A 24,269-nucleotide genomic window follows, 5' to 3' on the forward strand; every position below is an offset into this window, starting at 1 on the left:
GTCTTGCAGCCCCGCAGTCCGCATATGTAGCTCGCACCGTTGCCGTGTATTCCAACCGGAGTCCCATCATGCAATGTATGAAGAAGCTCAGCCTTGTGGTTGCAGTAATTTCCCTAGGTGCCATCGGCTCGCAGGCCCATGCCGGCGCCATCACCGTCTACACCGCGCTCGAGGAAGACGAGATCGCGGCCTACCTCAAGGCGGCCAACGCCGCCATGCCCGACCTGAAGGTCAACGTACTGCGCCTGTCCACCGGCGACCTGGGCGCGCGCCTGATCGCCGAGGCCTCCAACCCGCAGCAGGACGTGATCTGGGGCTTCGCGGTCAGCAATATGCTCGACCCGCGCCTGCAGAACCTGCTGGAACCCTATGCGGCCAAGGGCATGGACGCCCTGCCCGCCCGCTACAAGGGCGCCGACAACAAGTGGTTCGCCGCCACCGGCTACGTGGCGGCGTTCTGTGTCAACACCGACAGGCTGAAGTCCAAGAACCTGCCCATGCCCACGTCATGGGAAGACCTGACCAAGCCCGCCTACAAGGGCGAGATCGTGATCCCCAGCCCGGCCGCCTCCGGCACCGGCTATCTGCAGATCGCCGCCCTGCTGCAGGGCCTGGGCAAGGAAAAGGGCTGGGCCCTGCTCAAGGACCTGGACAAGAACGTGGCGCAGTACACGCCTTCCGGTTCGCGTCCCTGCAAGATGGCGCGCGCCGGCGAGTACGCGATCGGCGTGTCCTTCGCCTTTCCGGCCATGCAGTCCATCGAAGAGGGCTATCCCATCAAGATGGTGATCCCGTCCAAATGGGTGGGCTACGAGCTGGAGGCTTCGGGCCTGATGAAAACGGCCAAGAATCCCGCGGACGCCAAGCGCTTCCTGGACTGGACCCTGTCGCAGCAGGCCGGCGGCCTCTACAGCAAGTACAAGGAACTCGTCACCATCCCCGGCGCCGCCCCCAACAAGGCCGCCGAGGCCGCGGGCCTGCCCAAGGACCTGGGCACGGTGCTGTACCCCGTGGACTTCCAGAAGTCGGCGGCCGAGCGGGACGCCATCATCAAGACCTGGCAGGAAACCATCAAGCGTTGACGGCGGCGCGGCCGGCCGCCGCCGGCCGCGTCCCGTCCTGGAGACGCCCATGTACCTGGAATTGCGCGGGATACGCAAGACTTTCGACGGCTCGGTCGCGCTGCAGGACATCGACCTGTCGGTGGGCGAGCATGAATTCGTCTGCCTGCTCGGGCCCAGCGGCTGCGGCAAGACCACGCTGCTGCGCATCGTGGCCGGGCTGCTGCCGTTCGACCGCGGCGCCATCACGCTGGGCGGGCACGACCTGAGCGCGCTGCCGGCGCGCAAGCGCGGCTTCGGCATCGTGTTCCAGTCGTACTCGCTGTTTCCCAACATGACCGTGGCCGAGAACGTGGGCTACGGCCTGCGCATCCGCGGCGAAAGCCGCGAGCGCATCGCGTCGCGGGTGCGCGAACTGCTGGCGCTGATCAAGCTGCCCGAGCACGCCGAACGCTACCCGCACCAGCTCTCCGGCGGCCAGCAGCAGCGCGTGGCGCTGGCGCGCGCGCTGGCCGTGGACCCGGCGCTGATCCTGTTGGACGAACCGCTGTCGGCGCTGGACGCGCGCGTGCGCACCGATATGCGCGCCGAGATCCACGACGTGCAGCGGCGCCTGAAAATCCCGACCATCATGGTCACCCACGACCAGGAAGAAGCCTTGACGCTGGCCGACAAGATCGTCTGCATGAACGACGGGCGCATCGAGCAGGTCGGCTCGCCGGCCGACCTCTATCTGCGCCCGCGCACGCGTTTCGTGGCCAACTTCGTCGGCCTGAGCAACCTGCTGCCCACCGACTGGGTGCGCGAAGCCATGCCCGAGCTGCTGGCGAGCCGCCCCGAAGGCGCCAGCGAGCGCTATGAAGCCTGCCTGCGGCCCGAGAACCTGCGGGTGGCGGCCGACGAGCGCGGCGCCGGCCGCGTGCAGGACATGACGTTCATGGGCAACCTGACCCGCCTGCGCATCGCGTGGCGCGGACGCGAACTGGTGGTGGAGCAGCATGGCGCGGCCGGGCTGGCGCGCGGCGCGCCCGTGCGCCTGGACGCGGAGCCTGGCCAGTGCGCCTGGGTCAGCGTATGAGGGCGCTCCGATGAGCGCCGCCCACGCCGGCGCCGCGCTGGCCGCCCCCGCCGGCCGCGCGCCCTGGACGGCCGACCGCCTGCTGCTCTGGACCTGCGTCGGCATACCGATGGCGGGCCTGGCGCTGTTCTTCCTCTATCCGCTGGCGACCGTGGCCTGGAACAGCCTGGTCGAGAAAGACGGCTCCATCGGCCTGGGCAACTACGCCGAAGTCTTCGCCACGCGCGGCATCCTGACCGCCACGCTCAACAGCCTGGTCATGAGCTTCGCCACCACGGCGGTCAGCATCGTGCTGGGCTTCGCCATCGCCTATGGGCTGGACCGCAGCTGCATGCGCGGCAAGGCCATCGTGCGGGTGGCGCTGGTGCTGCCGCTGCTGGCTCCGTCGCTGGTGCAGGGCCTGGGCCTGATCTTCCTGCTGGGGCGCAACGGCCTGGTGCACCGCTGGACCGGCTGGGACATCGACATCTACGGCTTCTGGGGGCTGCTGATCTCCAACGTGTTCTATGCCCTGCCCCAGGCCGTGCTGATCCTGCAGGCGGCGCTGCGCAACATGGATGCGCGCTACTACGACGCGGCCGAAGTCATGGGCGCCTCCAGCGCGCGCCAGTTCTTCGACATCACCCTGCCCAACTGCAAGTTCGGCCTGCTGAGCGCGGCCTTCGTGGTGTTCGTCATCACCATCACCGATTTCGGCAACGCCGCGGTGATCGGCGGCAACTACCGCGTGCTGGCCACCGAGATCTACAGCCAGGTGTCCGGCCAGATGAACTTCGGCCTGGGATCGGTGGTGGGCATCCTGCTGCTGCTGCCTTCGCTGATATCGGTGCAGATAGAGCGCGTGGCCTCGCAGCGCCAGTTCGGCTCGGCCTCGCCCGGCGGCCTGAGGGTCGCGCCGCAGCCGGCGCGGGCGCGCGACGCCGCCTTCGGCGCCGCCGTGCTGCTGGCCGCCGGCGCCATCATCGTCACGGTGGCCACGGTGGTGTTCGCCAGTTTCATGCGGCTGTGGCCCTACCGCATGGAATGGACGCTGAAGCACTATGACATCACGGTCAGCGGCGGCTACGCGCCGCTGTGGACCTCGCTGTACCTGTCGCTGGCCGCCGCCGGCGGCGGGGTGCTGCTGCTGTTCTTCCTGAGCTTCGGCGTCTGCCGCATCCCGCGCGCCTGGGCCAAGCCGGTGTACATGCTGTCGGTGCTGCCGGTGGGGGTGCCGGGCCTGGTGCTGGGCCTGTCCTACATCTTCGCGTTCAACGCGCCCGGCACGCCGCTGTACGCGCTGTACGGCAGCGCGGCGCTGATCGCGCTGTGCAACTTCTACCACTACCATACGCAGGGGTTCCTGACGATGATGACCGGCATGCGGGCCGTGCCGCAGGCCCTGGAGGAAGCGGTCAGCTGCCTGGGCGGCGGCACCCTGCGGGTGCTGCGCGACGCGGTGCTGCCGCTGATCGGTCCGACGGTGCTGGGCGTCTTCTTTTTCCTGTTCATGCGCTCCATGGTCACGCTGTCGGCGGTGATCTTCCTGGTCACGCCTTCGGTCAGCGTGGCCCCGGTTTCGGTGCTGCGCCTGGACGAAGCCGGATTCGTCTCGCAGGCGGCGGCCTATTCAACGCTTATCATGCTGGTCGTTGGAGGTTCCCTGCTGGCCCTGCGCGCGCTGATTGCGTGGGCCGCGCGGCGGCGGGCATAGGGATAGAGAACTAGGAAACATCGGATATGTGGCAAGAAGAGCGGTATCAGAGAATCCGCGCCCTGCTGTCTTCATTGCAGCAGGTATCGACCGACCGCATCGTCGGCGAATTGGGGGTATCGCGGGAGACCGTCAGGCGCGACCTGCTGGAGCTGGAATCGATGGGCGAACTGCGCCGGGTGCATGGCGGCGCGGTGCCGGTGCACAGCGAGCCGCCCATCGCCGAACGCGTGCACACCCGCGTCAAGTACAAGCGCGCCATCGCGCGGGCGGCGGCCGGCCTGGTCTCCAGCGGCCAGACCCTGTTCCTGGACGCGGGCAGCACCACCAGCGTGCTGGCCGACGAACTGGCCAAGCTGTCGGGCCTGACCATCATCACCAACTCGTTCGACGTGGCCCTCAAGGTCGGCACCGCCGGCAGCGGCGCCAACCAGCTCATCATGCTGGGCGGCTCGGTCAGCGGCCCGGTCTGCGCCACCGCCGGCGACATCACGATCGCGGAAATCCACCGCTACCGCGCCGACCTGGCGCTGCTGTCGCCGGTGGGCGTGGACGCGGAGTTCGGCGCCACCAACTACGATCTGCGCGAAGCCGAAGTGGCGCGCGCCATGACCGCCAACGCCAAGCGGCTGGTGCTGCTGGCCGATTTCAGCAAGATCGGCCTGTGCAGCCGCGTGTCCTATTGCGGCGTGGACCGCATCGACCACCTGGTCACCAACACCAGCGCGCAGAAAAAACCGGCCTACGCCGCGCTGAAGGCGGCGGTCGGCGACGTCCTGGCCGTATAGGGCGCCGCCGCGCCGGCTTCAGTCCAGCGACACGCCGGCGGTCTTGACCATGCCGGCCCAATAGGCCGTGTCTTGCGCCAGGCGCGTCTTGAAGGCCTCGGGCTGGCTGCCCACCGCATTGCTGCCGCCGCCGTTGATCTTCGCGACCACCTCGGGCGACTTCATCGCCTGGCCCACCGCCTGCGCCAGGTAGGCGATGCGCTCGGGCGGGGTGCCGGCCGGCGCGAACAGCCCGTACCAGTCATCGGCCGTGATGCCCTCCATGCCGGACTGCTTGAGCGTGGGCGCGCCCTTGAAGCGGCCGATGCTGGTCTCGTGGCTCATCGCCAGCACGCGCAGCTTGCCCGCGGCCACCATGGGCTCGGCCGAGGCCGGAGACGTGATCAGCATGTCCACCGTGCCGCCCATCAGGTCGGTGATGGCGGGCGCGGCGCCGCGGTATGGCACGTGCACCAGCTGGACGTCGGCCTTCTTCGACACCAGCGCGCCCATCAGGTGGCTCATGGTGCCGTTGCCGGGCGTCGCGTAGGTGACCACGCCGGGCTGCTTGCGCGCGGCCTCCAGATAGTCTTTCAGGGACTGGTACGGGCTTTCGGTGCGCGTCACCAGCACCAGCGGCGCCGAGGTGATCTGGGAAATGGGCACGAAGTCCTTGATGGGGTCGAAGCCCACGTTCTTGTAGACGCGCGGATTGACCGCCATCACGCTGGTCTGCGACATCACCAGGGTGTAGCCGTCGGGCTTGGCGCGCGAGACCTGCGCGGTGCCGACGTTGCCGCCCGCGCCGGAGCGGTTTTCCACCACCACGCTCTGGCCCGTGATGGCCCCCAGCTCCTGCGCGATCAGGCGCGCCACGTTGTCATTGCCGCCGCCCGGCGGGAACGGCGAGACGATGGTGATGGCCTGCTTGGGATAGTCGGCCAGCGGCGCGGGCGCCTGGGCATGGGCGGCGCCGGCGCACAGCAGGCCGGCCACGGCCGCGGTTGCGCAAAAGTACGATGCGATCTGCTTCATTTGGATTTCCCCTGGTATTGGCGGCCGGATGCTCGGCCGTCCGTTGCATTTCGGTTCGCAATGAACCGCCCGCACCCCGGCGGCGTCAGCCGCGGGGCGTACTGTCTGGATGCATTTGCCGCGCCTCGCGGCGCGATAGGTCAGCCGGCCGGAAAGCGGTAGGCCGCGCGTTCTCGATCGTCGATCTGCCTGACCAGATTGGTTTCCCAGGCCAGGTACTGGCGCGCCGCGGCCTTGTTGCCGTCGTGACGGTCATGCACGAAAAACAGGTAGTCGATACAGTCCGCGTCGGCGGGCTCGTCAGGCGTGGACGCCAGCGCGATGCCCTGGGCGGACCAGCCGGCCGGCGTGCCGGTATTGGCGCTGACGTCGTCGACGCCCAGCGCCTTCAAGTCCTGCGCGGCCCAGGCGGCCAGCGCGGCGTCTTCGGCCAGCAGCACCACCGGGCGCGAGGCGTCCAGGCGCAGGCGGTCCAGGCGCGGGCGGATGGCCCAGCGCGCGCCGTCGATATGCCGGGCGCGATAGCGCATGCCCGGGCGGATATCCAGCAGCTGCGCGCCCTGCGCCATCGCCTCGGCCAGCGCGGCGTCGTCCAGCACGCGGATCTGCGGCGCGGGCGTCCTGTCCACACGCAACGCCAGACGGGCGCGCACGCCCTCTTTCAGCACGCTGGCGTCCCAGCCCATCTGCCGCAGCCAGCTGGCGATGACCGGCGCGCGCACGCCTTCGGCGTCGAACACGACGATGCGCGCGCCGCGCACGGCCACGTACTGGTCGGTGGCCTGGATCAGCTGGCCGCCGGGCGTGTGCTGCGCGCCGGGCAAAGAGCCCTGGGCGTATTCCTCGGCGCTGCGCACGTCGCACAGAAAGGTGCTGCGCGCCGCGTCGTCCAGCCAGGCCTGCACGTCGCCGGCGGACACCATGGGCACGCCGTGGCGCTCGGCCAGCGCGGCGGAACGCTGCGCCAGCGCCGGCAGGTCCTGCGGCGCGATGTCGTCGCCGTAGCGGCGCAGCGCGCCGTGTTCCAGCTGCAGGTCTTCGAGATACCAGCCCTGCGTGCCGTTTTCCAGCGCGTACACGGGATTGGGCACGCCCAGATTGATCAGCGTCTGGGCGCCGATGATGCTGCGCGTGCGGCCGGCGCAATTGACCACGATGGTGGTCTGCGGGCTTTTGGCCAGCGTGTGGGCGCGCAGCGCCAGCTCGCCGTTGGGGCAGCAGACGCCGCCCGGGATGCTCATCTTCTGGTATTCGGAATAGGGCCTGCCGTCCAGCACGATCAGGTCGTCGCCGCGGCGCTGGCGCTCGGCCAGCTCGCGCGCGCCGATGCGCGGGGTGTGGAAAACTTCTTCGGCCAGTTCGCCGAAGGTCTTGCTGGGCACGTTGACGCCGGCGAAGGCGGCGTAGCCGTCTTCGCGCCACTGCGCGATGCCGCCGGCCAGGCGGTGCACATTGGTGTAGCCCAGCGCGGCCAGCGCGCGCGCGGCGCGCAAGGCGGTGGCGTCGTCGCCGCCCTCGTCGTAGATCGCCATCCGCACGTCGCGCCGCGGCGCCAGGCGCACGACGTCCACTTCGAGCCGGCTGTAGGGCAGCGGCACGGCGTAGAACAGGTGGGACTCGCCGTACTGGCCGTGTTCGCGCACGTCCAGCAACGCGATTTCGCCGCCGTCATGCAGCCATTGCTTGAGCGTGTGCGTATCGACGTCGGCGACAGTATGGTCAGGGGTGGGATGCATCATCGGATTCAGAGGGAACGGGAAACGGAGGAAAGCGCGGACAGCGCATGTTCGAGATCGGCGATGAGGTCTTCGGGGTCTTCCAGGCCGATGTGCAGGCGCGCCATGACGCCGCGCTTTTCGGTGTCGGGCAGCGAACGGCAGCTCTCCAGCCGCACCGGGATCGCCAGGCTTTCGAATCCGCCCCACGACGCGCCGATGCCGAAAAGCCGCAGCCCGTCGAGCAGGCGTTCGACGTCCGCCTCGCCGAATCCGGCCGAAAACTCCACCGTCAGCAAGCCGTTGGCGCCGCTGCAGTCGCGCTTCCAGATGGCGTGGGAGGGATCGCCGGGCAGCGCCGGACAGAGCACGCGCGCCACTTCGGGGCGGCCCAGCAGCCAGTCCGCCACGCGCAGCGCGCTGCGCGCATGCTGGGCCATGCGCAGGGGCAGCGAACGCATGCCGCGCAGCACCAGGTACGCGTCGTCGGCGCCCACCGTCTGGCCGAAATCGATGGTGGCGCGCTCCAGGGCGCGCCAGGCGCGCGCATTGGTCACGACCGCGCCCATCATCACGTCGGCATGTCCGCCCAGGTATTTGGTGGCCGCGAGAATGGAGATGTCGGCGCCCAGCGCCAACGGCTGGCACAGCAGGCCGGAGGCCCAGGTGTTGTCCACAGCCAGCCAGCAGTCATGCCGGCGCGCCAGTTCGGCGAGCGCGGGCAGGTCCGGCATCTCGTAGGTCAGCGAACCGGGCGACTCGGCATAGATCATCCGCGTGTTGGGGCGGATGAGCGCCGCGATGCCGGCGCCGTCCGGCCGGTAGTACGTGTATTCGACGCCCAGCCGCGACAGGTGCTCGGCGCAGAAGCGGCGCACCGGCTCGTACACCGCATCGGTGAGCAGCACGTGGTCGCCGGCGCGCAGATAGGCGAGCAGCACGGTGGCGATGGCGGCCTGGCCGGTCGGATACAGATGGGCGCGGTGGCCGCCCTCCAGCTCGACCAGCGCATCCTCAAGCGCGTGGGTGCTGTCGGTGCCGCGCGCGCCATAGGACGGCAGGCGTTCCTGTTCGCGCCGGGCGCGCGTATCGCGCCAGGCCTGCACGCTGTCGAAGACATAGGTGCTGGCGCGCGTGACCGGCGTATTGACCCAGCCCCGGTGGGGACGCCCTGCGCGCAGCAGACGCGTCGCGGGCCGCAGCGGCTTGTCCATGCTCAGCGCCGCGTCTGCACGCCGATCGGCATGACTTTGCAGGTGCCCGCCTCCAGATCGAACGCCAGGCGTTCGTTCAGGGTCTCCAGCGCGCGGCCGTACATGTGCAGGTGGCGGATGACGCTGTCGCCCTGGATTTCCACGGCGTGGATGTCATCCGGCATCAGCGCGATGCCGGCGCCCGGCCCCACCACCACGGTGCCGGCCTGCTTCAGGCGGCCCACGCCGGGCGTCGCGCCGTCGTCCAGGCGGTCGTACACGTAGTTGTGTTCCACGCCTTCCACGGCCGCGATACAGGCCCAGGTCGTGTGGTTGTGGGGAACGATCTGCTTGCCCGGACGCATCACGTTCAGATAGAGCGCGTAGCTTTTGTCGGGGTCTTCGGCGATCAGGTAGCGCGCCTGGCGCTCGCCGTCCTCGGGCGCGGGATAGCGGTCGGCCGCCCACCAGTCGGTGTGGCCGGCCAGGCCGATCAGCTCGTCCAGCACCAGCTTGAGGCTGTCGCGGTTCAGCCCCTTATTTCCTACAGTTTTCTTAATATTTCCGATGGCGCCGTCTATGCCGGCCTGATGGGGATGCGGAGTGCTCACTTTGATTTTCCCTGTTGTCGGTCGTTATCAAAGCCAATGTATCCCCCGCGCCCGGCGTAAACAATTTAAATTGCCTTAATATTCCATTAGCGTTCCTAATATTTTTAGTCTGCCATGCGCAATCTGGACCTGGACTTGCTCCGCACCCTGACCGCCATCGCCCAGTACGAGACCTTCTCGCAGGCCGCCACCCGGCTGCACAAGACCCAGTCGGCCGTGACCCAGCAGATGCAGCGGCTGGAATCGGTCATCGGCCAGCCGCTGTTCGAAAAGCAGGGCCGCAACAAGGTGCTGTCCTCGCATGGCCGGCGCCTGGTGGCCTACGCGCGCCACATACTGGCCATCAACGACGAGGCGCTGCGCGCCCTGCAGGACGGGCCGCTGGAAGGCGACCTGCGCCTGGGCGCGCCGCTGGACGTGGCCGACACCATATTGCCCACCCTGCTGATGCACATCGCGCGCTCGGCGCCGCGCGTGAAACTGGAGATCCGCACCGATCGCAGCCCGTTCCTGATGGACGCGCTGCGCGCCGGCGAGCTGGACCTGACGATCTCGACCCGCTTCGACCAGGAGTTCGAAGGCGTGGCGCTGCGCAGTTCGCCCACGGTGTGGCTGGCCTGCGCCGACTATGTGCACGATATGCACGCCCCGGTGCCGCTGGTGCTGGCCGACGAGCCCAGCATCTTCCGCCGGCTGGCGCTCAATGCGCTGGAACAGGCGCAGGTGCGCTGGCACACCAACTACGTGGCGCCGAACCTGGTGGGGATCAAGGCCGCGCTGCGCGCGCGCCTGGGCGTGACGGCGCGCAGCGTGGAACTGCTGGGGCCGGAGATGCGGGTGCTGGGCGAGAAGGAAGGGCTGCCGCCGCTGCCGGACGTGACCTACTTCCTGTGGATAAGACGCGATCTGATCAACCCGCTGACGCGCCAGGTCTACGACATGCTCAAGACCCAGCTCGGCCTGGGCCGCGGGCTCCAGGCGGCCGATTCAGGCGTTCAGTAGCGGTCGAAGAAGCGCTGCAGCGCCTGCGGGTCGCGAGTGACGCACAGGCCCAGCATCAGCAGGATGCGCGCCTTCTGCGGGTTCAGGTCGCGCGCGGCGACGAAGCCCAGGGCGGCGTCGTCCAGTTCCACGTCGCGCGCCACCAGGCCGCTGCCGGTGCGGCTGGCGCGCACCACCGCGACGCCGCTGGCGGCGGCCCGCAGCAGGCCGTCGATGGCCAGGTCGGTGGCGTTGCCGTCGCCGACGCCGGCCAGCACGATGCCGTCGGCCGCGCCGGCCAGGAAATCGATCAGGTCGTCCTGCAGGTCGGCGTGGGCGTAGACGATGGCCACGCGCGGCCAGCCGGCGCGCTCCAGCAATGCGAGTGAAAACTCGCTTTCTGTGGTGTGCGCGGTGGTGTTGCGCGAATAGAACTGCGGCGCGCCGCCGTGCATGACGCCGGCGCGGCCGCGGTTCGGCGACGCGAACGCGCACAGGCCGGCGGCCGCGGTCTTCTGGATCTCGCGGGCGTAGTGCAGGTCCTCGTTCATGACCACCAGCGGTCCGCGGCCGCGGGCGTCGGGATGGCACGCCAGCGCCACAGCGTTATACAGATTGGCCGGGCCCTCGGCGCCCAGCGCGGTGGCCGGACGCATGGCGCCCACCAGCACGATGGGCTTGTCGTGGCGGATCACCAGGCTCAGGAAATACGCGGTTTCCTCCAGCGTGTCCGTGCCGTGCGTGATGACGATGCCGGCCACCGATGGGTCCTGGCACAGCGCGTCCACGCGCAGCGCCAGCGCGCGCCAGACCTCGTGCGTCATGTTCTGGCTGCCGACGTTGGCGACCTGTTCGGCGCGGATGTCGGCGATGGCGGCCAGCTGCGGCACGGCGGCCAGCAGCTCGCCCACGCCGACCGAGCCCGCCTTGTAGCCGGCGGTGGTGGCGTCGGGTTGGGCGCCGGCGATGGTGCCGCCCGTCGCCAGTACGGCGATGACAGGCAGCGCGCGCTCAGGCATCCACCACTCCGGACAGGCCCTGGCGTTCCAGCAGCGAATTCAGGTGCTCCCAGCCGTGGAAGTCGATGACGATCTGCCCTTTTTCCTTGGCGCCCACCTTGAGCGCGACGCGCGTGCCCAGGTGGTCGGACAGGGCTTCCTCCAGGCGCGTCAGGTCGCGCGAGGCGCCGTTGGTTTTCTTGCGCGGCGCGGCCGACGCGTCGGCGTCCTTGGCGGTCTTGGCGACCAGTTTTTCGGCTTCGCGCACCGACAGGCGGCGCGCAATGATGAGATTGGCCAGCTGGATCTGCGTGGCCGCGTCCACGGCCAGCAGCGCGCGCGCGTGGCCCATGTCCACGTCGCCGGCCAGCAGCATGGTCTGCACCGGGGCGGCCAGGTTGAGCAGGCGCAGCAGGTTGCTGGTGGCCGAACGCGAGCGGCCGATGGCCTGCGCGGCCTGTTCGTGCGTGAGGCCGAATTCGTCCAGGAGGCGGCGCACGCCCTGCGCCTCTTCGAGCGGGTTCAGGTCTTCGCGCTGGATGTTTTCGATCAGCGCCATGACGGCCGCGTTCTCGTCGGCCACTTCGCGCACCAGCACCGGCACTTCCTTCAGGCCGGCGATCTGGGCGGCGCGAAAACGGCGCTCGCCCGCGATGATTTCGTACTGGCCGGGCGCGGCCTCGCCCAGCGCGCGCACAAGTATGGGTTGCATGATGCCTTGTGTGCGGATCGATTCGGCCAGTTCGCCCAGGGCGCCCTCGTCCATGCGCGTGCGCGGCTGGTATTTGCCGGCGCGCATCTTGGAGACGGGCAAGGTGGACGGCGGACCCTCGGGCTTGGCCGCGGCCTTGCCGATGTTCTCGATGGCGGGCGCGTCCGCGCCGAGCAAGGCGTCCAGTCCGCGGCCCAATCCCTTGGGTTTCTTGGTGGCCATAGTTAAATCCTCTTTCCTTCTGTTTTTGTATCCCGAGCCAGGCTCAGGTGTCCGCGTGCTCGGCGGGCACGCGATACCAATACGCGTAACAGTCTTTGAAACCGTAGCGGCCGTACAAGGCGCGCGCGGCTGAATTTTCCGGCTCGGCCTGCAGATAGGCTGTCGTGGCGCCGCCGGCAGCGCCCAGAGCCAATAAGTGTTCCACCAGGGCGCCGGCATGGCCTTTGCGCCGCTCTGCGGGGTCGGTGACGATGTCGAACAGGCCGAGCAGATCGCCGTCGCGCACGGCCAGGCCGGCGGCGACGCCGCGCCCCGCCGCGTCCGTGGCAAGCACCGGCAGGATATCCACAGCCAGGCCCTGCAGGCGCCTGCGGTGTTCGTCGACGTGCTCGGGCAAGGCGCCGCGCATGGCGCCGACCGCCTGCGCGAAACGGTCTGCGGCGATCGTCTGGAACCGCAGCCCGCCCGTGGCGCCGTGCCCGGGCGCGAGCGGCATGCTCATGACCCGGGTCTCGCCGGTGTAAACATAACCGCGGGCCTCCAGGTCGGCATCGAGGGAAAAGTCGGGGCCGATGGAGGTCAGGCGCAGCACCATGGGCAGGCCATGGCGCGCGTACAACGATGAACAATACGCCAGCCGCTCATCCAGCGTACGTGTGGATAACCCCAGCACATTCACGCTGCGCATGCGCTTGGCCGGCGACTGCGCGAAACGCACCAGCCAGCCATCATAAAGCACCTGCGCGCCGACCGCCGTCGCGTTCAGCGCGGCCTCTTCGAGACGCACGCGCAGGCTGTCGCGCTCGCCGGCGCAAGGCGCGCGGCGGGCGATCGACGGAAGCGGAGCGATGCGCGCAGAGGCCGACATGGATATGGATTACTTCAAATCCCGTTTTACGCGCTCGATCATTTCGGCACCAAATGCAATGTAGGCCTGCGCGCCGCGTGACGCGCGGTCATAGATCACGCCGGGCATGCCGTAACTGGGTGCTTCGGCCAGGCGCACGTTGCGCGGCACGACCGTCTTGAAGACCTTGTCGCCGAAATGCGCCTCGAGTTGCGCGGACACTTGCTGTTGCAGCGTCATGCGCGGGTCGAACATCACGCGCAGCAGGCCGATGACGCGCAGGTCGTCGTTGATGTTGCGATGCACGCGCTTGATGGTGTTGACCAAGTCGGACAGGCCTTCGAGCGCGAAGTATTCGCACTGCATCGGAATGATGACGCCGTGGGCGGCGGCCAGGCCGTTCAGGGTCAGCAGCGAGAGCGTGGGCGGGCAGTCGATCAGCACGAAGTCGTACTGGCTGGAGACGGTGTCGATGGCGGCCTTGAGCTGGCGCTCGCGCTGTTCCATCTGCACCAGGTCGATCTCGGCGCCGGAAAGTTCGCGGTTGGCCGGCAGCACGTCGTAGCCGCCCGATTCGGAGCGCACGCGCGCCTGTTCGATGCCGGCTTCGCCGATCAGCACCTGGTACAGGTTCGATTCGAGCGAGTTCTTGTCGATGCCGCTGCCCATCGTGGCGTTGCCCTGAGGATCCAGGTCCACCAGCAGCACGCGTTGCTTGTGCGTGGCAAGGCCGGCCGCCAGGTTGATGGCGGTGGTCGTCTTGCCCACACCGCCCTTCTGGTTGGCAATGCAGAATACGCGGGCGGTCGTGCTGGGGGGTATGTTCTTCATAGGGTTCCTTGACTGCGGCGCATCCAGACCAGGCAGCGTTCCGCTTGCAGTTCCGGCACGGACAGCGGCTGTATGTGATCGACTTGCCATTGCCCGCGCGCATGCAACGCCTGGATTTCATCCTCGGGGTGCTTGCCCTTCATGGCGACGAGGGTACCATCGTTGCGCACGTGCCGACCTGCGAGCTGCGCAAAATCGTCCAGCGATGCGAAGGCGCGCGACGTGACAATGTTGCACTCGGCCGGCTCCAGCGTTTCGATGCGGGCGTGGCGCGCCTGCAGGTTGGGCAGGGCCAGCGCGCCGCTCATCTGGCGCACGAATGCGGTTTTCTTTTCGACGGCGTCCACGCAGGTCACGGACCAGTGCGGCCGCATGATGGCCAGGACGACGCCAGGCAGGCCTCCGCCCGAGCCGACGTCGTAGACCTTGGCCGGCGCGTCCGGACCGCCCAGCGCCTCGCTGAAGGGCGCCACGGCGGCCAGGCTGTCGAACAGGTGCTGCACCAGCATCTGCTGCGGATCGCGGATCGCGGTGAGGTTGTAGGTCCGGTTCCAGCGCTGCATCTGCGCCAGGTAGTCGAGCAGCCTGGCCCGGGCGGACGCGTCGGCGTCCAGCCCCAGCTGTTCGCACGCGCGCGCGAGCCGGCCGGCCATGTCAGCGGGCTGGTCTGCGCGGCCGGTCACGGAATGGCTTTCATGTACGCTGCGGTACTCGCCCTTGGGGCGCCCCACGGGGCTCATGCCGCTTGCTTGCGCGAGCCGTAATGCAGGCGCTTCAAGTGGATGAGGAGCAGCGAGATGGCGGCGGGCGTGACGCCCGAGATCCGCGCGGCCTGGCCGATGGTCTCGGGACGGTGCGCCTTGAGCTTCTGGCGGACTTCGAACGACAGGCTGGTCACGGCGTCGTAGTCCACGTCGGCGGGAATGGGCTGCTGCTCGTGCGCGATGTGCTTCTGGACCTCGTCCTGCTGGCGCGCGATGTAGCCGGCGTACTTGACCTGGATCTCGACCTGCTCGGCCAGCACCTCGTCGGCGACCACCCCGGGACCGGCGAGCAGCGTGCCGTCGGTATTGCGGGCGGCCATCAGCGCTTCGTAGGAAACGCCGGGGCGTTTCAGCAGGTCTGCAAGTGAGTACTCACGTTCAATCGCCTTGCCCAGCAGCGGCTCGGCGACCTCGGCCGGCAGCACGCGCGGATTGACCCACGAGGACTTGAGGCGTTCGACTTCGGCGGCCACCGCGTCGCGCTTGCGGTTGAAGGCGTCCCAGCGCACGTCGTTGACGATGCCGAGGCGGCGGCCGATTTCCGTCAGGCGCAAGTCGGCGTTGTCTTCACGCAGGCTCAGACGGTATTCCGCCCGCGACGTGAACATGCGGTAGGGCTCGGTCACGCCGCGCGTGACCAGGTCGTCCACCAGCACGCCCAGGTAGGCTTCGTCGCGGCGCGGCGTCCATTGCTCGCGCTCCAGCGACAGCAGCGCGGCATTGGTGCCGGCCAGCAGGCCCTGGGCCGCGGCTTCTTCATAACCGGTGGTGCCGTTGATCTGCCCGGCGAAGAACAGGCCGGCGATGGCCTTGGTCTCCAGCGTGCTCTTCAATCCACGTGGATCGAAGTAATCATATTCGATGGCGTAGCCGGGGCGCAGGATGTGCGCGTTCTCCAGTCCGGGCAGCGAGTGAATCAGTTCCAGCTGCACGTCGAACGGCAGGCTGGTCGACACTCCGTTCGGATACACCTCGTGCGTGTCCAGGCCCTCGGGCTCCAGGAACACCTGGTGCGACTGCTTGTCGGCGAAACGGTGGATTTTGTCCTCAATGGACGGGCAATAGCGCGGGCCCACGCCTTCGATCACGCCGCTATACATGGGCGAACGGTCCAGGCCGCCGCGGATGATGTCGTGCGTGCGAGCATTGGTGTGCGTGATCCAGCAAGGCAGCTGCCGCGGATGCATCGCCACATTGCCCAGGTACGAGAATACCGGGATCGGGTCCAGGTCGCCAGGCTGCTCTTCCAGGATGCCGTAGTTGATCGAGCGCCCGTCGATGCGCGGCGGCGTGCCCGTCTTGAGCCGGCCCTGCGGAAGCTTGAGCTCCTTCAGGCGCTGCCCCAGCGAAATAGCGGGAGGATCTCCCGCCCGGCCGCCCGAGTAGTTCTGCAGGCCCACGTGAATCAGGCCGTTGAGGAACGTGCCGGCAGTCAGCACCACGGTCTTGGCCCGGAACTTCAGGCCTACCTGCGTCACCGCGCCGACCACACGGTCGCCCTCCACCATCAAGTCTTCCACGGCCTGCTGGAACAGCCACAGATTGGGCTGGTTCTCCAGACGGCCACGGATAGCCTTGCGGTACAGCACGCGGTCGGCCTGGGCGCGAGTGGCTCGCACGGCCGGCCCCTTGGAGCTGTTCAGGATGCGGAACTGAATCCCCGACTCATCGGTCGCCAAAGCCATTGCGCCGCCCAGGGCGTCGACTTCTTTGACAAGGTGGCCCTTGCCGATCCCACCGATGGAGGGATTGCAAGACATTTGACCTAGGGTTTCGATGTTGTGCGTCAGCAGCAGCGTCTGTGCGCCGGTGCGCGCGGCAGCCAAAGCCGCCTCGGTGCCGGCGTGGCCGCCACCGACAACGATGACATCGAATGCGCGGGGATAGTCCATGATGGGGAGGTAAGAGAGCGTTCGGTGCTCATTATAGAGGCAGGGCTTCCATGTTTCACGTGAAACATGTTTCGCTGCAGCAACGAAGCGTCGCAGCTCCCTTCAGGCGTCGGCAATTGACAACGACAGGCATGCAGACCCGCACAATATGTCGGCACCTGCCGGTGTTTCGGATGCGTGTTCCACGTGGAACATCGGGATTCAGATGTCTAAAGGAAGGTCCGCGGTGCTTCGATGTTTCACGTGAAACACTATCTTGGAAGCCCATTGAGCTGAATCGATCAGTTTCAGGTTCGACACATAAGAACGCCGATCTCGATGTTTCACGTGAAACATCGTCTCCACAGCATTTGCCGTGTTTCACGTGAAACATAAGGCAGATGAGAACGTCAGCCCCTCATCGTTGTTTCACGTGAAACCACCAAGTTCCGATGAAACGAAGAAAAACTGATATTTTCACCCCTACCCTACCCCTACCCCTGAAAAATCAATTTTTTCCGAAGTATTCACCACACAATCAAGCAAAGGCAGACGACGCATTCGTGAACTGTTGTCCACGATCGCTCCGCTACACGTTATGAAAAACATTCCGGCAGAGTTCCATGCTGGCCGAGATCAGCAAAATTGACTCAATAAAACCGGCTTCGAGTTCATAACAAAGTTATCAACAAATCCAGCTGTCGTTGAATTACTGCGTGCCCGCGTTTCACGTGGAACAACTTTGGGGATAAGTCGGAATACAGACAGCCGCAAGGTGCGTTCCCACGCCTATTCGCCGCGCACCGGAGGCACCAGGCCAAATCCATGAAAATCCACAAATACGCAAGCTGCCCCCTATGAAAGCGGCGCGTGCAGTCCTTGGAAATGACAGCAAGAAAGCAGCAAAAAGCGCAGCGCCGAAAAGCCGCATAGCGCCCTGCATAACCGTGGAAAACTTTGTGGATAAGATGACGCCGCCGAACGGCCGCGCCGAAAAACTCACCGCCGGGCTGACATCGCCGGCCCACAAGATTTGATTTCCGAACTGGAATCGCCTGCCAAGTTCATCGCCTTGGCTTATCCCCAGTGTTATCCCATGCCGCAGCCATATTCCGGATCTATCGCATCCATAGAGCGCCGTCATCGGGAATCTTTGATGAAGCAAGTATCTTGCTCCTGCCCGGCTCGCCGCGCCATCATCCTTTTGGGTGAGTGCCGGATTATCCCCTGCGCGTTGTGGAAAACTCGCCTGCACGATTCAAGACAGAAAAATTAACCGCGCACGACAGCCAGCGGCCTGGCGTGGGCCATCTGCCATTGGGCATCCATGCCATCCGAAAGTTTTAGCGAGCTCCTGCTATCCCCATTTATATCCACAGGCGCGAACACCCGAATCGGGCTACCAAAGGCCTAATTCTGTGCATAACCGAGATGGGGATATCTTTGTGAACAACCGCCCGCCGGCGGGCCAAAAATCGGCCTTGGGGCGCCGGAAGAATATAGAGGCCTGTGCCCCGTTGGAGCGGGAAAATCCGCCCAAACCTGCGTATTTACTGGGGAAAATGCGCGTATTGAGGGCAGTCAGACCACCGTAGCGGTCCTTGCGCCATTGCCTGGGCAAGACCAGGAATGCGGTACGGAATTTGGGATAACTCTGCAAATCCTTGCGTCGGAGCAATGAAATGCTTCATTACTGCGCATGAAAATACTCATGCCCAAAAATAATTATCCACAAACTTATCCACGGCCCGAGAATATGTTAGTAGCTACTAACAAATGGCTGAAAACCCGAAACGGAAAATCGGCGGCGCCCGCATTGGACGACGCGGCCCAAATGAAACAACGCCCCAGACCTGAGGTCTTGGGGCGTTGTAGCCAGGCCAAGCCTGGCAGACGGGAAATTGGGATTTCCCGATTTAGAGCGGGCGAATTTCGGCCGCTTGAGGTCCTTTCGGACCATCCTTGACTTCGAATTCGACTTCCTGCCCTTCGTTCAGGCTGCGATAGCCGCGGCCCTGGATGGCGGAAAAGTGTGCGAAAACATCGGTGCCGCCGACGTCCGGAGTGATGAAACCGTAACCCTTGTCAGCGTTGAACCACTTAACTTTGCCCTTCTGAGCCATTTTTTCTAGCGTCCTGTAATTAACTCGAAATGCAATGAATCAAGGACGCCGTGAGAACTGAACGACCGGTTGTGACACCTGCGTTGCTGCTGCGTTCCCGCCTGCCGCCAGGCTGCAGAACGAGTCCGCGCGCTGCTTGAATCAACTGCCTGACCAGCATACTCACCGGACATTACAGACTCATATAGTTGTTTTCCCCAATGTCGTATTTTTCAGACTTGAAGCAATCCGGCTCAGGCGGAGCGCGCCTGACGCGGCGCCAGCAGGTGGTATAGCGGCCCCGTCACCAGCACCACGAACACCATCCGCGTCACGTGAAACGCGGTGACCACCGGCACGCCCAGCTGCAGCACCTTGGCGGTGATGGCCATTTCGGCGATGCCGCCCGGCGTGGTGCCCAGAATAAGGGTCGGGATCGGGGCCGCCGACCATAGCGACAACAGGGCGCCGAGGCCGAAGGCCAGGGCCAGCGCCAGAATGGTGAAGCCGGCCATCGCCGCGATGAAGCGCGGCGCGGCGCGGAAGAAATCGGGCCGGTAGCGGTCTCCCAGCGACCAGCCTATGAACAGCTGCCCGATCTTCGGCACATAGTCGGGCAGCGCCGACAGCTCGATGCTGGAGGCCGTCAGGATCATTGCCACCAGCATCGGCCCCAGCACCCAGGGATTGGGCAGGCGCAGCTTCATGAAGATGGCGCCGGCGACGCAGGTGAGCGCCACCAGCAAGGCCAGGCCGGCGCCATGCACCTCGCGCGGCCCGGGCACGGTGGGGTCCAGCCCGGCCACGCCCCACCACTGAAAAATGAACGGCACGGTCACCACTACCAGCAGCACGCGCACGCTGTGCGCCGTCGCCACGCGGTCGATGCGCGCGCCGTGGCGCTCGGCCAGGTTAGCCATCTCGCTGGCGCCGCCGATGGCCGCCGAGAACCAGGCCGTCTTGAAATCCACGTCGGTGTAGCGGCGCAGAATCGCCGTGCCCAGAAACGCCAACCCCAGCGCGAACAGCATGCCCACGACGATGGGGCCGGCGTTGTTGCCGATATGCCCGATCACCTGCGGCGTGAAGTACAGGCCCAGCGAGGTGCCGATCACCCACTGCCCGCCGTTGCGCGCGGGCCTGGGGCAGGCCGTGCCCAATCCGGCGATCCGCGTCGCGGCCGTCAACAGCAGCGCGCCCAGCATCCAGGGCAGCGGAATATGCGCCCATACGGCCAGCAACGCTCCGGCCAGCGCGATCACGAAACCGCCCAGCACCCTACCCGACATACTCTGCACCACGCCCCCTTCCATATCGCTGCGTTTCGAGAAAACGAATTATGAGTTAGTGGGATACTTACGAAAACTCTCTACGCTGGTAGCGTCCACTTCCTCGTCCACCATGATCCGATCCAAACTTCCTGACGTCGGCACCACCATCTTCACCGTGATGAGCCGCCTTGCCATCGAACACAAGGCCATCAACCTGGGCCAGGGCTTCCCAGACTTCGATCCCGATCCCGCCTTGTGCGAGCTGGTCTCCAAGGCCATGGCCGAGGGCCACAACCAATACCCCTACATGCCCGGCGTCGCGCCGCTGCGCGAAGCCATCGCCGCCAAGACGCTCGCATGCTATGGCCACGCGTACGATCCCGAAACCGAGATCACGGTGACCAGCGGCGCCACCGAGGCCTTGATGGCCACGGTGCTCGCCGCCGTGGGCAGCGGCGACGAAGTCGTGGTCATCGAGCCCTGCTACGACTCCTATCTGCCGGCGATCCGCCTGGCCGGCGGCACCGCGGTGCCGGTGCCGCTGCGCGCGCCGACCGCAGACGATCCCTACTACCGCATCGACTGGCAGCGAGTGCGCGACGCCATCACGTCCAAGACGCGCCTCTTGATGCTGAACTTCCCGCACAACCCCACCGGCGCCGTGCTGGACGACAGCGACCTCGACGCGCTCGAATCCATCGTGCGCGACACCGGCGTGCTGCTGGTTTCCGACGAGGTCTACGAACACATCGTGTTCGACGGCAGGCCGCATGCCAGCGTGGCGCGCCGCCCGCTGCTGGCCGAGCACGCCTTCGTGATCTCGTCCTTCGGCAAGACCTATCACACCACCGGCTGGAAGATAGGCTACTGCTGCGCGCCGCGCCAGCTCAGCGCCGAACTGCGCAAGGTGCACCAGTTCATGGTGTTCACGGTGCCCTCGCCCATGCAGTTCGCGCTGGCCGAATACATGCGCGACCCCAAGCCCTACCTGGATCTGCCGGCCTTCTACCAGGCCAAGCGCGACCGCCTGGCGCAAGGACTGGAAACGACCCGTTTCCGCCCGCTGCCCAGCCCCGGCACGTTCTTCCTGCTGGCCGATTACAGCGAGATTTCGCGCCAGAACGAGGCCGACTTCGCGCGCGACCTGACCGTCAATCACGGCGTCACCGTGATCCCGGTTTCGGCGTTCTACCGCCATCCCGACGCGCCCGAATCGAACCATCGCATCGTGCGTTTCTGTTTCGCGAAAAAGGACGAAACCCTGGACTCCGCGCTGCAGCGGCTGGCCCGGGTCTGACGGCAATTTCGACTGAATATGAGTAAAAGCTCATATTCATATTTTGCCGGTTTCGATGGATAAAAAAAGGGGCGCCGCGAGGCGCCCCATGCAGTTCCGGCGATGCCCCGGCGCATCCGCGCCGGCTTCGCATCAGGCCGGGTCGGCGGCAACCTTTCTTGCTGCGCGCAGCTTGCGCATGATTTGCGGCACGATCACGACGGCGGCAGCGCCTGCCCACAGGCCGATCGAGACCGGGCTGGCGAACAGCACGCCCACGTCGCCATCGGTGATCGACAGCGCGCGGCGCAGGTTCTGCTCCATCATGTCTCCCAGCACCACGCCCAGCACCAGCGGCGCCATCGGCACGCCGAATTTGCGCAGGAAGTAGCCCAGCGTCCCGATGCCGGCCACCAGCAGCAGGTCGAAGGTACCCGCGTTGATCGCGTACACGCCGATATAGCTGATGCACAGGATGCCCGGCACCATCAGCCAGCCCGGCACCGACAGCACCTTGGAGAACAGGCGCACCAGCGGCACGTTCATGATGAAGAGCAGCACGTTGGCGACGAACAGCGAAGCGATCAAACCCCACACCAGATCCGGCTTGGAATCGAACAGCACCGGGCCCGGCGTGATGTTGTAGAGGGTCAGCGCGCCCATCATCACCGCCGTGGTGCCCGAGCCGGGCACGCCCAGCGTCAGCATGGGCACGAAGGAGCCGATGGCCGAGGCCGTGGCGGCGGCCTCGGGCGCCACCAGGCCGCGCATGTCGCCCTTGCCGAACTTGGCGTTCGGGTCCTTGGCTTCGATGATGCGTTTTTCCTGCGAGTACGCCACGGCGGCGGCCACGCTGGCGCCGGCGCCCGGCAGCACGCCCACGCCGAAGCCCACGAAAGCGCTGCGCACCACGCTCCACCACGTGAAGACCAGCTCTTTCAGATTGAAGATCTTGCGGCCGCTGGGCTTGACCTCGACGCTGTGGCCGGCCATGACTTTCTCCAGCATCTCCAGCATTTCGGCCACCGCGAACAGCGCGATCACGACCACCACGAAGTCGATGCCGTCGGCCAGGTGCACCGACTCGAACGTATAGCGGTAGACGCCGGAGTTGGCGTCCACGCCCACCACCGAAATCGCCAGGCCGATCATCGCGGCCAGCACGCCCTTGACCGGCTGCTTGCCCAGCAGGCTGGTCAGGCAGCAGAACGCGAACACCATCAGCACGAAGTACTCGGCCGGGCCGAAGGCCAGCGCCCATTTGGCCAGCAGCGGCGCCAGCAGGATGATGCCGACCACCGACACGATGGCGCCGAAGAACGCCGACCACGCCGACAGCGACAAGGCCACGCTGGCCAGGCCCTGGCGCGCCAGCGGATAGCCGTCCAGCGTCGTCATGATGGCGCTGGCCTCGCCCGGCACGTTCAGCAGGATGGACGTGATGCGCCCGCCGTACTCCGCGCCCACGTACACCGCCGCCAGCAGGATCAGCGCGGTCTCGGGCGGCAGGTTCATGGCGAAGGCGATCGGTATCAGCATCGCCACGCCGTTGATCGGCCCCAGCCCGGGCAGCACGCCCACCATCGTCCCGAAGAACGAGCCGATGGCGGCCACCAGCAGGTTGGTCGCCGAGAAGGCGACGCCGAAGCCGATCGACAGATGATCAAGAATGGCGCTCATATCAGGTTCTCCAGCAGTCCGGCCGGCAGGACCACGTCCAGCACCTTGTCGAACAGCACGAAAAAGAAAATGCTCATGACCACGCCGCCAATGGCGCACTTGATCCAGCCGCCGCCGAACAGGCGGCCGACGAACACCGTCATGAGGGTGGTGGCGATCACGAAGCCCAGCCACTGGAACAGGAACGCATAGGCCGTGGCGAACACCACCATCAGCGCGATGCGGCCGTTGGCGCCCGGCGGATTCGCCTCCACCTGGTGGCCGCCCTTGTAGACCAGCCACAGGCCGCACAGGCCGATGATCAGCGCCAGCAGCAGCGGAAAGGCGCGCGGGCCGACGGGCTCATAGGCGAACGGGGCTTCGATGCCCCAGCCCGCGGCGGTCAGGAAGACGGCGAGCCCGAGCGCCGCCAATCCCAGTATTCGATCGTTCATGATCACTTTTCCGATGTAGTCGCATCACGCGGCGCAGCGCCTCCCGCCGCCGCGGCCGGACCGCGGCGGAAAGGAGCCCTGACGGGCGCGAACGGGGGAGTAAGGCCTGGCTTACTTCTTGATCAGGCCGAAGGAATCGGCCAGCTCGCCGTAGTGCCGGACACGCTCTTTCACGTAGGCGTCCAGCTCGGCGCCGGTCTTGTTGAACGGGAACAGGCCCTGCTGCTCGCGCAGTTTCGCGAACTCGGGCGAGTTGGTCGCCTTGTTGAAGGCGTCGACCCAGAACTGGTAGTCGGCGTCGGACACCTTCGGGCCCACGTAGAAGCCGCGGATGATCGGCCACACGATGTCATAGCCCTGTTCCTTGGCGGTGGGCACGGTGCCCAGCTTGCCCGGCAGGCGTTCGTCGTTGAACACCGCCAGCACGCGGATCGGAGCGCCGCCTTCCAGCATGGTGAAGGCTTCGGCCGCGTCGCCCATGTAGGCCTGGATATGGCCGCCGCGCAGCGCGGTGACGGCTTCGCCGCCGCCCTCGAAGGCCACGAAACGCATCTTCTTGAAGTCCACGCCCGCCGCCTTGGCGGTCAGCGCGGCCTTCATCCAGTCCTGGCTGCCCACGGTGCCGCCGGCGCCCAGCACGATCTTGGTCGGGTCCTGCTTGAACGCTTCCATCAGGCTCTTGAGATCGGTGTACGGCGAATCGTTGCGGACCACCGCCACGCCGTAGTCGGTGCCGATGCCGGCCAGCCAGCGCACGTCGTTGACGTTGTACTTGCCGAACTTGCCCTGCGCCAGGTTCAGGAGCGAACCGCCGGAGAAGGCCACGATGGTGCCCGGCTCGTTGGGATGCTGGGCCACGATGTTGTTGTAGGCCACCGCACCGATGCCGCCGGGCATGTAGACGATGCGCATGGCGCTCTTGAGCGCGCCGCTCTGCTTCAGGCCTTCGGTGGCCAGGCGGCAGGTCAGGTCGAAGCCGCCGCCGGGCTGGGCCGGGGCGATGCATTCCGGACGGCGGGGCTCTTCGGCCGCCTGCGCGGCTCCCAGGGACAGGGTGATCGCGCCAAGCGCCGCAAAGGCGGCCAGGCGCAGCTTCAGACTCGTCTGCATTTTTGCGTCTCCGAGAT

At 66.5% G+C, this 24,269-nt stretch carries 22 protein-coding genes; 7 read left to right on the forward strand and 15 right to left on the reverse strand.

The features are described 5' to 3' along the window. The first annotated feature begins 68 nt into the window (after nt 1-68). From AC1IQ6_RS27265 to AC1IQ6_RS27280, 4 genes are read left to right on the forward strand one after another with little or no spacing between them, the layout of a single operon-like run. Nucleotides 69-1,082 carry an ABC transporter substrate-binding protein gene (locus tag AC1IQ6_RS27265; protein WP_479730702.1) on the forward strand — a complete coding sequence of 338 codons (1,014 nt, stop codon included), beginning with the start codon at nt 69-71 and terminating at the stop codon, nt 1,080-1,082. Between the two features lie 49 nt (nt 1,083-1,131). After that, entirely contained in the window at nt 1,132-2,139 is a 1,008-nt protein-coding gene (locus AC1IQ6_RS27270; protein WP_102775005.1) for an ABC transporter ATP-binding protein, read from the forward strand. A gap of 10 nt (nt 2,140-2,149) precedes the next feature. Further along, nucleotides 2,150-3,832 (forward strand): ABC transporter permease subunit, encoded by a 1,683-nt coding sequence (locus AC1IQ6_RS27275; RefSeq protein ID WP_111826297.1) that lies wholly within the window; start codon nt 2,150-2,152, stop codon nt 3,830-3,832. Nucleotides 3,833-3,858: 26 nt separating this feature from the next. Beyond that, nucleotides 3,859-4,620: a DeoR/GlpR family DNA-binding transcription regulator gene (locus AC1IQ6_RS27280; protein ID WP_102775003.1), complete on the forward strand. Its 762-nt coding sequence runs from the start codon at nt 3,859-3,861 to the stop codon at nt 4,618-4,620. Between the two features lie 18 nt (nt 4,621-4,638). Here AC1IQ6_RS27280 and AC1IQ6_RS27285 read toward each other — a convergent pair whose 3' ends face one another. The 4 genes from AC1IQ6_RS27285 to AC1IQ6_RS27300 all read right to left on the reverse strand — a co-directional run bounded on the left by AC1IQ6_RS27285 (nt 4,639) and on the right by AC1IQ6_RS27300 (nt 9,153). Continuing rightward, nucleotides 4,639-5,634, reverse strand: a complete 996-nt coding sequence (locus tag AC1IQ6_RS27285; protein WP_102775002.1) for a Bug family tripartite tricarboxylate transporter substrate binding protein — start codon at nt 5,632-5,634, stop codon at nt 4,639-4,641. A gap of 140 nt (nt 5,635-5,774) precedes the next feature. After that, nucleotides 5,775-7,373, reverse strand: coding sequence for a rhodanese-like domain-containing protein (locus AC1IQ6_RS27290; protein WP_479730703.1), 1,599 nt, complete (start codon nt 7,371-7,373; stop codon nt 5,775-5,777). 5 nt (nt 7,374-7,378) lie between these two features. Further along, nucleotides 7,379-8,563 (reverse strand): cystathionine beta-lyase, encoded by a 1,185-nt coding sequence (metC, locus tag AC1IQ6_RS27295; RefSeq protein WP_111826295.1) that lies wholly within the window; start codon nt 8,561-8,563, stop codon nt 7,379-7,381. 2 nt (nt 8,564-8,565) lie between these two features. Beyond that, nucleotides 8,566-9,153, reverse strand: coding sequence for a cysteine dioxygenase family protein (locus AC1IQ6_RS27300; protein WP_485865575.1), 588 nt, complete (start codon nt 9,151-9,153; stop codon nt 8,566-8,568). A gap of 114 nt (nt 9,154-9,267) precedes the next feature. Between AC1IQ6_RS27300 and AC1IQ6_RS27305 the strand changes: the two genes are divergently transcribed. Beyond that, complete coding sequence (locus AC1IQ6_RS27305) at nt 9,268-10,155, forward strand: LysR substrate-binding domain-containing protein (protein ID WP_102774999.1); 888 nt, start codon at nt 9,268-9,270, stop codon at nt 10,153-10,155. Here the strand turns inward: AC1IQ6_RS27305 and AC1IQ6_RS27310 are convergent. The 6 genes from AC1IQ6_RS27310 to mnmG form a co-directional block, all read right to left on the reverse strand. Continuing rightward, nucleotides 10,149-11,153 carry an asparaginase gene (locus tag AC1IQ6_RS27310; RefSeq protein WP_485865576.1) on the reverse strand — a complete coding sequence of 335 codons (1,005 nt, stop codon included), beginning with the start codon at nt 11,151-11,153 and terminating at the stop codon, nt 10,149-10,151. The two genes, AC1IQ6_RS27305 and AC1IQ6_RS27310, sit on opposite strands and share 7 nt — an antisense overlap. Further along, the gene (locus tag AC1IQ6_RS27315) at nt 11,146-12,066 is read right to left on the reverse strand and encodes a ParB/RepB/Spo0J family partition protein (protein ID WP_102774997.1); all 921 of its coding nucleotides are present in this window, start codon (nt 12,064-12,066) and stop codon (nt 11,146-11,148) included. Before AC1IQ6_RS27315 ends, AC1IQ6_RS27310 begins: the two co-directional genes overlap by 8 nt. 43 nt (nt 12,067-12,109) lie before the next feature. Beyond that, entirely contained in the window at nt 12,110-12,934 is an 825-nt protein-coding gene (locus tag AC1IQ6_RS27320; RefSeq protein WP_485865577.1) for a GNAT family N-acetyltransferase, read from the reverse strand. Between the two features lie 9 nt (nt 12,935-12,943). Beyond that, the gene (locus tag AC1IQ6_RS27325) at nt 12,944-13,744 is read right to left on the reverse strand and encodes a ParA family protein (protein WP_102774995.1); all 801 of its coding nucleotides are present in this window, start codon (nt 13,742-13,744) and stop codon (nt 12,944-12,946) included. After that, nucleotides 13,741-14,397 (reverse strand): 16S rRNA (guanine(527)-N(7))-methyltransferase RsmG, encoded by a 657-nt coding sequence (gene rsmG / locus AC1IQ6_RS27330; protein WP_181391055.1) that lies wholly within the window; start codon nt 14,395-14,397, stop codon nt 13,741-13,743. The genes AC1IQ6_RS27325 and rsmG overlap by 4 nt, the downstream gene beginning before the upstream one ends. An 83-nt stretch (nt 14,398-14,480) precedes the next feature. Continuing rightward, nucleotides 14,481-16,400 (reverse strand): tRNA uridine-5-carboxymethylaminomethyl(34) synthesis enzyme MnmG, encoded by a 1,920-nt coding sequence (gene mnmG / locus AC1IQ6_RS27335; protein ID WP_485865578.1) that lies wholly within the window; start codon nt 16,398-16,400, stop codon nt 14,481-14,483. An 836-nt stretch (nt 16,401-17,236) separates the two neighbouring features. Between mnmG and AC1IQ6_RS27340 the strand changes: the two genes are divergently transcribed. Continuing rightward, nucleotides 17,237-17,416, forward strand: a complete 180-nt coding sequence (locus AC1IQ6_RS27340) for a hypothetical protein (protein WP_485865579.1) — start codon at nt 17,237-17,239, stop codon at nt 17,414-17,416. 879 nt (nt 17,417-18,295) lie between these two features. Here AC1IQ6_RS27340 and AC1IQ6_RS27345 read toward each other — a convergent pair. Both AC1IQ6_RS27345 and AC1IQ6_RS27350 read right to left on the reverse strand, forming a co-directional pair. Then, nucleotides 18,296-18,502 carry a cold-shock protein gene (locus AC1IQ6_RS27345; RefSeq protein ID WP_006216596.1) on the reverse strand — a complete coding sequence of 69 codons (207 nt, stop codon included), beginning with the start codon at nt 18,500-18,502 and terminating at the stop codon, nt 18,296-18,298. 233 nt (nt 18,503-18,735) lie between these two features. Further along, nucleotides 18,736-19,770 carry an AbrB family transcriptional regulator gene (locus AC1IQ6_RS27350; RefSeq protein ID WP_485865580.1) on the reverse strand — a complete coding sequence of 345 codons (1,035 nt, stop codon included), beginning with the start codon at nt 19,768-19,770 and terminating at the stop codon, nt 18,736-18,738. A 112-nt stretch (nt 19,771-19,882) separates the two neighbouring features. Between AC1IQ6_RS27350 and AC1IQ6_RS27355 the strand changes: the two genes are divergently transcribed. Next, the gene (locus AC1IQ6_RS27355; protein ID WP_485865581.1) at nt 19,883-21,049 is read left to right on the forward strand and encodes a pyridoxal phosphate-dependent aminotransferase; all 1,167 of its coding nucleotides are present in this window, start codon (nt 19,883-19,885) and stop codon (nt 21,047-21,049) included. Nucleotides 21,050-21,181: 132 nt separating this feature from the next. On the opposite strand, the gene AC1IQ6_RS27360 is transcribed toward AC1IQ6_RS27355, so the two are convergent. From AC1IQ6_RS27360 to AC1IQ6_RS27370, 3 genes are all read right to left on the reverse strand, one after another. Further along, entirely contained in the window at nt 21,182-22,708 is a 1,527-nt protein-coding gene (locus AC1IQ6_RS27360; protein WP_102774990.1) for a tripartite tricarboxylate transporter permease, read from the reverse strand. Continuing rightward, nucleotides 22,705-23,142: a tripartite tricarboxylate transporter TctB family protein gene (locus tag AC1IQ6_RS27365; protein WP_102774989.1), complete on the reverse strand. Its 438-nt coding sequence runs from the start codon at nt 23,140-23,142 to the stop codon at nt 22,705-22,707. Before AC1IQ6_RS27365 ends, AC1IQ6_RS27360 begins: the two co-directional genes overlap by 4 nt. 111 nt (nt 23,143-23,253) lie before the next feature. Beyond that, nucleotides 23,254-24,252, reverse strand: a complete 999-nt coding sequence (locus AC1IQ6_RS27370; protein ID WP_102774988.1) for a Bug family tripartite tricarboxylate transporter substrate binding protein — start codon at nt 24,250-24,252, stop codon at nt 23,254-23,256. Between the last annotated feature and the right edge of the window lie 17 nt (nt 24,253-24,269).

The organism is Achromobacter sp. MUI-25009338 (genome assembly GCF_057359325.1).

Bases quoted from the DNA above. Each gene is read 5' to 3' on its own strand.
- AC1IQ6_RS27265 (WP_479730702.1), top strand. From the start codon at position 69: ATGCAATGTATGAAGAAGCTCAGCCTTGTGGTTGCAGTAATTTCCCTA.
- AC1IQ6_RS27270 (WP_102775005.1), top strand. From the start codon at position 1,132: ATGTACCTGGAATTGCGCGGGATACGCAAGACTTTCGACGGCTCGGTC.
- AC1IQ6_RS27275 (WP_111826297.1), top strand. From the start codon at position 2,150: ATGAGCGCCGCCCACGCCGGCGCCGCGCTGGCCGCCCCCGCCGGCCGC.
- AC1IQ6_RS27280 (WP_102775003.1), top strand. From the start codon at position 3,859: ATGTGGCAAGAAGAGCGGTATCAGAGAATCCGCGCCCTGCTGTCTTCA.
- AC1IQ6_RS27285 (WP_102775002.1), bottom strand. From the start codon at position 5,634: ATGAAGCAGATCGCATCGTACTTTTGCGCAACCGCGGCCGTGGCCGGC.
- AC1IQ6_RS27290 (WP_479730703.1), bottom strand. From the start codon at position 7,373: ATGATGCATCCCACCCCTGACCATACTGTCGCCGACGTCGATACGCAC.
- metC (WP_111826295.1), bottom strand. From the start codon at position 8,563: ATGGACAAGCCGCTGCGGCCCGCGACGCGTCTGCTGCGCGCAGGGCGT.
- AC1IQ6_RS27305 (WP_102774999.1), top strand. From the start codon at position 9,268: ATGCGCAATCTGGACCTGGACTTGCTCCGCACCCTGACCGCCATCGCC.
- AC1IQ6_RS27310 (WP_485865576.1), bottom strand. From the start codon at position 11,153: ATGCCTGAGCGCGCGCTGCCTGTCATCGCCGTACTGGCGACGGGCGGC.
- AC1IQ6_RS27315 (WP_102774997.1), bottom strand. From the start codon at position 12,066: ATGGCCACCAAGAAACCCAAGGGATTGGGCCGCGGACTGGACGCCTTG.
- AC1IQ6_RS27320 (WP_485865577.1), bottom strand. From the start codon at position 12,934: ATGTCGGCCTCTGCGCGCATCGCTCCGCTTCCGTCGATCGCCCGCCGC.
- AC1IQ6_RS27325 (WP_102774995.1), bottom strand. From the start codon at position 13,744: ATGAAGAACATACCCCCCAGCACGACCGCCCGCGTATTCTGCATTGCC.
- rsmG (WP_181391055.1), bottom strand. From the start codon at position 14,397: ATGGCCGGCCGGCTCGCGCGCGCGTGCGAACAGCTGGGGCTGGACGCC.
- mnmG (WP_485865578.1), bottom strand. From the start codon at position 16,400: ATGGACTATCCCCGCGCATTCGATGTCATCGTTGTCGGTGGCGGCCAC.
- AC1IQ6_RS27340 (WP_485865579.1), top strand. From the start codon at position 17,237: ATGAAAGCGGCGCGTGCAGTCCTTGGAAATGACAGCAAGAAAGCAGCA.
- AC1IQ6_RS27345 (WP_006216596.1), bottom strand. From the start codon at position 18,502: ATGGCTCAGAAGGGCAAAGTTAAGTGGTTCAACGCTGACAAGGGTTAC.
- AC1IQ6_RS27350 (WP_485865580.1), bottom strand. From the start codon at position 19,770: ATGTCGGGTAGGGTGCTGGGCGGTTTCGTGATCGCGCTGGCCGGAGCG.
- AC1IQ6_RS27355 (WP_485865581.1), top strand. From the start codon at position 19,883: ATGATCCGATCCAAACTTCCTGACGTCGGCACCACCATCTTCACCGTG.
- AC1IQ6_RS27360 (WP_102774990.1), bottom strand. From the start codon at position 22,708: ATGAGCGCCATTCTTGATCATCTGTCGATCGGCTTCGGCGTCGCCTTC.
- AC1IQ6_RS27365 (WP_102774989.1), bottom strand. From the start codon at position 23,142: ATGAACGATCGAATACTGGGATTGGCGGCGCTCGGGCTCGCCGTCTTC.
- AC1IQ6_RS27370 (WP_102774988.1), bottom strand. From the start codon at position 24,252: ATGCAGACGAGTCTGAAGCTGCGCCTGGCCGCCTTTGCGGCGCTTGGC.